We start from the raw sequence: 6,053 nt of genomic DNA, 5'->3' as shown, positions 1-6,053 counted from the left end.
CGGAGGCGGGGCGAGTCGCTTCGCTCCCCGCCAGGAGAGCTGCGCGGCTCGCAGTGGGCTGACTCCCGTTGCTGCCGATCGAGTCGCTTCGCTCCTCTGAGATTCCGGAATTAGGCTCCAAGCTGCACATTTCATCGGAACGCTCGATCCAGTCCCCCACGCCCCAACGAGGTTGGGGAAGCGGTAGGGTGCACCCGACCCTCCGCCAACTCGCCTTCCCGCGCCGCTCAATGTCATACCCACAGCATACCACCCACCCCCGCGTAACCCAACACAGACCAAAATCTCGAACCACCCAAATATTTTGATCTACAACAGATTCCGAACCTTACAATCTGATATTTGTGCACAGTACACGTAAATTCTTATTCACCAATAGATTACCCAAATATGTTGTCAATCAACAACTTTCAAAACGGTTCACAACCGGACGAAACAGGCACCCGCGCCCCGCCGACACCCCGGCGCCGGCACTCCCCCCGAACGTCGCCGAACCCCACATCACAAACGGGCACGTGCCATCACTCCAGGTCACAGCATCATTACGCCCAAGGCTGCCGAGGTCACGTCGATCCCACCCATAACCACCTGCACACCGCCCAGAATGGGCAGCAGAGATTCAGCAGCGGTTCGCGTCGCTCACGGCGACGCCTGGGGAGGGAGCGCGTCGTGGTGTTCGAGAGATTCTCCGATCAAGCCCGTCAAGTGGTCGTCCTCGCCGCCGGCGCCGCACGCACCCACCACCAGAACTGGCGTCGGCACCGAACACCTGCTGGTCGGGATCTTCGACGCCGGCGGTCCCGGAGCAGCAGCACTGACCTCGTGGGGTGTCACCGCCCACCGGCGAAGACGAAGAAGGTCCTCGAGGGCAGCCTGCGCCAGACCGCCCTGCTCGGGCACGAGGAGATCGGCACCGACCACCTCCTCCTGGCCCTGCTCGACGACCCCGCCTCCACCGGCGCTGAAGATCCTCACCGACCTTGTAACCTCAGCATCGGCGAAATGCGTGAGCACCTCAGACGCGAACTGGCCCAGCAACCCACTCCAGGCGGCCCCGCCCACCGCATCCCCATCCGGCTCAGCGACGACGAATACACCCGCGCCCACACTGCCGCCCGCACCGCCGGCCAGAACCTCGAAACCTGGATCGGGGACCGGCAGAAGAACCCCGGCAGCAGACCGGCGGACACGCCCAGCGAAATCCGCCAACCCTTCCCCGACCCAGACCGCCCGACCCGAAATCCCCGTACAGCCTCGGGCGAGGCTTCAAGTGCTACGCGGCAGCGCTCACCGTCATATCGACGTGAAGTCCGGCGGCCGACACCATGTTGACCAAAGCATCCAGACTGAACAGGTCGATCTTTCCTCGAATCAGATCCGACACCCGCGGCTGGGTCACACCAAGCCGGGCAGCCGCGTCCTTCTGGGTCCATCCCTCGGTCTCGATGCGCCGAGACAGCGCGATCAGCAGATTCGACCGCAGCCGCATGTTCTCCGCCTCCTGCGGAGTGTCCTCGATGGCATCCCACACGCTGTCGAAGATTTCATCGCTCATCAGTGCTCACCCTTCCTGTCTTCCCGCTGTGACCTGCTGGTATCGCTTCGTCGCGGTAGCCAAGTCCGCCGCCGACGTTTTCTGAGTCTTCTTCTGGAAGCAGTGCAGTACAACCACCCGGTCTGCGAACTTCGCCACGTAGATGACGCGGAAAGCTCCCGATCGATCGCGTACCCGTATCTCCCGCACACCAGAACCCACACTCCCCATCGGCTTCCAGTCCGTCGGCTCGAGCCCCTGCTGAACGCGGTCGAGTTGATAACCGCACTGACGACGAACCGCACCGGGGAAACCACGAAGATCCTCCAGCGCGGTACCCATGAACTGGATGTTCTTCACACCCCGAGTATACAAAATTTTGTATGGATCGGCACCGGCCCCCCGACCAAACCAAGAAACCCCGTCACCTCCGCAAAGAACCCACACCGGAGACCGGCGATACCGACCCGGAGAAGAACCCACGTCCGATCGGCGGTGAGGTGGCGGTCACGACGTGTCTGGAAGGAGAAGGGCTTCGACACCCTACGCTCGATCCTGGCCGACGACGTCACCCGACCCCTGCCCCTGACCGAAAGCACCAGCCCGCAGTACGGTCTCGGAATCTCGGTCAGACACCGGGACCACTTCAGTGCTCGTTCCCGGCGCTGCAGGTGGTACCCGCAGGTGGTAAACCCCTCGGTCCGCCGGGCAGGAGGAGGACGCCGCCGTGGCCGCGTACCGCCTCGTCAACGGCACCGGTCGTACTCGGCGCGCGGTTCTCCCGGCGCCGACAACTGCGCGACGCCCGACTTGTACCCGGTCAGCACCTCGCGCACATGCCGATCACTTGCGGGATCGGATGGATCTCGACCGGCCCGATCAGCCCTCGGTGGGTGACGATGTCGATGGGAAAGGTGTCGAACGCCGTTGTCCCGAGACGTACCTGCACGCTGATTCGCGCACCCTTGTCATCAGAGAGGTTCTCTTTGCGTGAGATCGTGTACGCGAATGCGTCGACCTCAGTGCCGGAGGATCTCTCGCAGTTTGGCGATGGCGTCCCCGATGTGGGTGAAATCGGTGGACATCAGGTCGACGTCCTTGCTGTAGCGGGCCTGCGGGAGGCGCACCATCATCCCGGTGCCGCCCTTGAGTACCCACCCGTCGGGGTCGGCGTCGAACACTCTGGTCAGGAAGCGTGTCATGACGTACTTGCGCCGGAGTTGTTGCAGCGGTTGCCCACTGCTCGCGGATTGATTCTTCAGCCGTTGTTGGATCGAGGCGCGCAGCTGGCCGGGGGATGGCGTGGGCATCTAGGGATTCTCACCCGAGTCGGGAAAGGTCTGCGGGAAGGTGGCGGTGTCGTTGTCCGGCGCGTTCGGGGTCGCGTCGTCGGTGCCGGTAGTCGGCTCCGGTTCGCCGGGCCGGCGTGCGGTGCTGTTCGCGGCGGCGTGCCGGGCGGCGGGTTCGATCTCGGTCGCCACCGAGTCCCGGATCGCCTCGGTGTCCGGTGTCGGCAGGTTCTGCCGGATCGACGGGCGGGCGACGTCCATCGCGGGTGTGAGGGAGGCCGCGGCGACGGCGTGGATCTGTTCGCTGAGCGGTGCCAGTTGTGCGACCGCGAGTCCTTTCAGGGCGTCCGCGACGAGTGCGTAGTTGGTCAGTTTCAGCAGCTTGCCGAATTGACCGGTGGAGGCGGCGATCGCGAAGGGCAGCACGCGGTCATCGCGGTAGAGATCCGACATGGGGCGGGCAGCGCTTGTCGACTCGAGGTGGTCGGCCAAGTCAGCCACCGGCCGATGGACGGCGGCGAGACGATCGGTGAGGGGGCCTTCTTTGCTTCTTCGGTAGGCGTCGGCGAGTCCGAGGGTGTTCTCGGAGATCCCAGCCTGGGCGATCAGGGCGTCGAGGAAGCCGCGGCCGTCACCGAGGACATGGCCGTAGTCGAAGGCGAACGAGGCGAGCGTCTTCTCGACATCTGCAATGGAGACGACTTCATGGGCGAGGGCGTCACGGACGATGCCTGCGAGGTGTCCGCCGTCGATTCCCCCGGCGGCGAGGTCGGCGATCGTGCGCCGTGCCGTGGTGACCGGGAGTCCGTCGACGACCGTCCAGTCGTCGACATCGACCGTCCCGGTGTGGATGCGCACATCGGGCAGGCTGAGCCGAACCCGACGGAGGCAGGTGAGTTCGGTGAGGTCTGCGTCGAGATCGCCGAGCTCATGCAGTTGCGCGGCACTTCGGTGGGAGACGACGCCCCCAGGAAACGGCTGGGACAGACGCTCCCACGCGGGGGTGTTCAGGTCGAGCGCGACCCACGCCACACGCAGGTCCTGACGCAGGTCGAACGGGAGCCTGGCCATGCGGTAGATCCCGTGATGCACACGCTCGAGCGCGCCGCGGTCCGCGAGCCGTTTCATCTGCACCGCGCTGACGCCGAGCGCCCGGGCCTGCGCCGAGGTGATCAGCCCCCATTGCTCGGCACCGAACTCCGCCACCGCAACGGCAGCATCACTCATCTTCACGTCACGATAATATCACCCCAGGTGCAATTTTCTTGCCAGGCGTCGGTGCGGCCCGGGCGCTGCGCACGTACTGAGGGGTGCCGCGCCGGGTTTTAGTTCGGGATGTGATTCGCACAACTACTCACCAGTAACATTTTCTCGACAGCGGGTGCACGCAGCACTGTAGAGAGACGATGCGAGGAGGGGTGATCAGGGTTGGTGCACGAAGAGAACGGCTTCCTCGAGTATCTGGATCTTCAGGGCGACCTCCCAGAGAGGCCGCCGCGTCGGGTGCACCTCGCGTCGTTCACGCGCGAGGCAACGGTCCCGGCACCCGTCACATCACGATGCGCTGCAAGGCTTTCGCCGAGTCGAGGATCGCTGGATGCTCCAGGTCCAGGGGTTCGACCCGCACCAACTCTGGGCGCAGCCAGGAGGCCAGCACCGACCACTGCGGGCGGTGATACGACCACCACGACACCGCCTGCCACGCCCGATCCCCCGTGTGGGGTTCGGTCTCCGACCAGATCCGATGCCCCCACCCCTGAGTGACCGTCAGGTTGCGGGTCACCACCTGGGTCGGTCGCAACCCCAACCGCACCAACTGAGCCGGATCATCCAAATCGAGGATCCGCAGATCATCGGGTAACTCGAACACCCCCAGCGCCCGCCGCGACCCCGGCAGCAGCGGGAACTCCAGCATCGACGCCTCCCAGCGGGCGAGGTTCCCGAAACTCTCCCCGCAGGCCGCCTCCGCCAGCCGGGAGAGATACCAGACGTGATAATCCGGGTGATCGATCCGACCGCCGCGCTGCGGCCGATGCTCATACAAGGGGTGCCCCGGCTGCCCCGGTGCCGCCGCGGACAGGTACGGGAAAATGCGGTAGACCAGCACTCAGGCGGCCCCGCCCCACGCCTGCGCATCCAACGCTTCGAGCACCGGAGCAGGCCCCGACAGCTGCAGCACATCAAGCGGACGCGCCCCATCGAGATACGCGTTCGCACTCTCGAGCCACGTGTGAGCGGCCGTCTCCCCCCAGACCAGGCGGGCGCGCGCCAAGACATGCTCGAGGTCGATCAACAACGGCGCCGCGGCCGGGCCCGGCCGCTCCACACCCTTGATCCACCGCGAGGGCTGCGACCGGTTCACCCCCACGATCGCCGCAAGCTGCGCTCCACCGAACGCGCCGGTCAAGTACCGCACCCGCTCCGACGACAACGGATCATCGGCGGCCACCCGCGGCGACCTCCCCGCGTGACCACTTGCCCGCGCCGCACGCCCCGCGGCCTTCTTCGCCGCAGCCGCCGTCACTGCCTCGTCTCGCGCCTTTACCGTCGCCATACACCCATCCTACCCAACATTTCTGTTGGGTAACACCCGGTCCCCGCGGCCGTGACTCTGAGCCGGGCCGGAGCACACCGAAGGACCACCATTGAATGGGTTAGTGCGAACCGCCTGACCTGCTCCTGATTACGCCAGAATCCTCGATTCCCGATCAGTCACCCGAAGCGGCCGCTCGACATGGGACAACGGCTAACGTGAGGACACGCTTTCCGCACATTCGCAGACCAAGGAGTCCGACATGGCCCCGCCGATCCCCTCCGGACGGCGTACCGGCGCCGCCCTCGCTCTGACCGCTGCCACGGTTCTGATCGGCTCAGCCCCCGCCGGCGCCGACCCCGCCGCCCCACCGATTCCGCGGGGCTCCCTCGTGTTCGTCAACAACGTGCTCGGTCCGCAGGACCCCGGCTTCTGGAACCCCGACGTTCCGGGAACCCGCGTTCTGACTCCCGTCGAGCCCGGAGTGAGCGTGCTGTGCACCAGCGGCTTCGAACCGACCCCCGGCTGCTCGACACTCGACATGCGCGACTGGACCTCGCCGCAGCGCTCCCTCGTATTCGTCGACGTACCCGTCACCGGACGGCCACCACTGCGCGTGGATGGACATCCTCCCCCGCCCGTGACGAGGGCGCCCTGGGACAACTAATGGAACACCTCCTCCCTCGCTGACACCGGG

Annotated in this window: 8 protein-coding genes; 2 read left to right on the top strand and 6 right to left on the bottom strand. The window is 65.7% G+C overall.

Annotated features, from left to right (window positions below; genetic code table 11):
• Positions 1 to 390 precede the first annotated feature (390 nt).
• Entirely contained in the window at positions 391 to 1,332 is a 942-nt protein-coding gene (locus HYG77_RS35575; RefSeq protein ID WP_244461524.1) for a Clp protease N-terminal domain-containing protein, read from the top strand.
• On the opposite strand, the gene HYG77_RS35570 is transcribed toward HYG77_RS35575, so the two are convergent.
• The 6 genes from HYG77_RS35570 to HYG77_RS35545 all read right to left on the bottom strand — a co-directional run bounded on the left by HYG77_RS35570 (position 1,274) and on the right by HYG77_RS35545 (position 5,377).
• The gene (locus HYG77_RS35570; protein ID WP_208964217.1) at positions 1,274 to 1,555 is read right to left on the bottom strand and encodes an XRE family transcriptional regulator; all 282 of its coding nucleotides are present in this window, start codon (positions 1,553 to 1,555) and stop codon (positions 1,274 to 1,276) included. The genes HYG77_RS35575 and HYG77_RS35570 overlap by 59 nt on opposite strands.
• Positions 1,556 to 1,561: 6 nt before the next feature.
• Positions 1,562 to 1,876, bottom strand: a complete 315-nt coding sequence (locus HYG77_RS35565) for a type II toxin-antitoxin system RelE/ParE family toxin (protein WP_208964300.1) — start codon at positions 1,874 to 1,876, stop codon at positions 1,562 to 1,564.
• Between the two features lie 677 nt (positions 1,877 to 2,553).
• Complete coding sequence (locus HYG77_RS40245) at positions 2,554 to 2,844, bottom strand: nucleotidyl transferase AbiEii/AbiGii toxin family protein (protein ID WP_244461523.1); 291 nt, start codon at positions 2,842 to 2,844, stop codon at positions 2,554 to 2,556.
• Positions 2,845 to 4,050, bottom strand: coding sequence for a type IV toxin-antitoxin system AbiEi family antitoxin domain-containing protein (locus HYG77_RS35555; RefSeq protein WP_208964299.1), 1,206 nt, complete (start codon positions 4,048 to 4,050; stop codon positions 2,845 to 2,847).
• A gap of 322 nt (positions 4,051 to 4,372) precedes the next feature.
• A complete protein-coding gene (locus tag HYG77_RS35550) occupies positions 4,373 to 4,930 on the bottom strand; it encodes an RES domain-containing protein (protein WP_208964216.1) in 558 nt (185 codons plus the stop codon).
• Positions 4,931 to 5,377: an antitoxin Xre/MbcA/ParS toxin-binding domain-containing protein gene (locus HYG77_RS35545; RefSeq protein ID WP_244461522.1), complete on the bottom strand. Its 447-nt coding sequence runs from the start codon at positions 5,375 to 5,377 to the stop codon at positions 4,931 to 4,933.
• Positions 5,378 to 5,618: 241 nt separating this feature from the next.
• Between HYG77_RS35545 and HYG77_RS35540 the strand changes: the two genes are divergently transcribed.
• The gene (locus tag HYG77_RS35540) at positions 5,619 to 6,023 is read left to right on the top strand and encodes a hypothetical protein (RefSeq protein WP_208964215.1); all 405 of its coding nucleotides are present in this window, start codon (positions 5,619 to 5,621) and stop codon (positions 6,021 to 6,023) included.
• Positions 6,024 to 6,053 lie beyond the last annotated feature (30 nt).

This window comes from Rhodococcus sp. ZPP (assembly GCF_017656075.1).
GTDB lineage: Bacteria > Actinomycetota > Actinomycetes > Mycobacteriales > Mycobacteriaceae > Rhodococcus_F > Rhodococcus_F oxybenzonivorans.
This window is presented reverse-complemented; position numbering and strand designations above follow the sequence as displayed.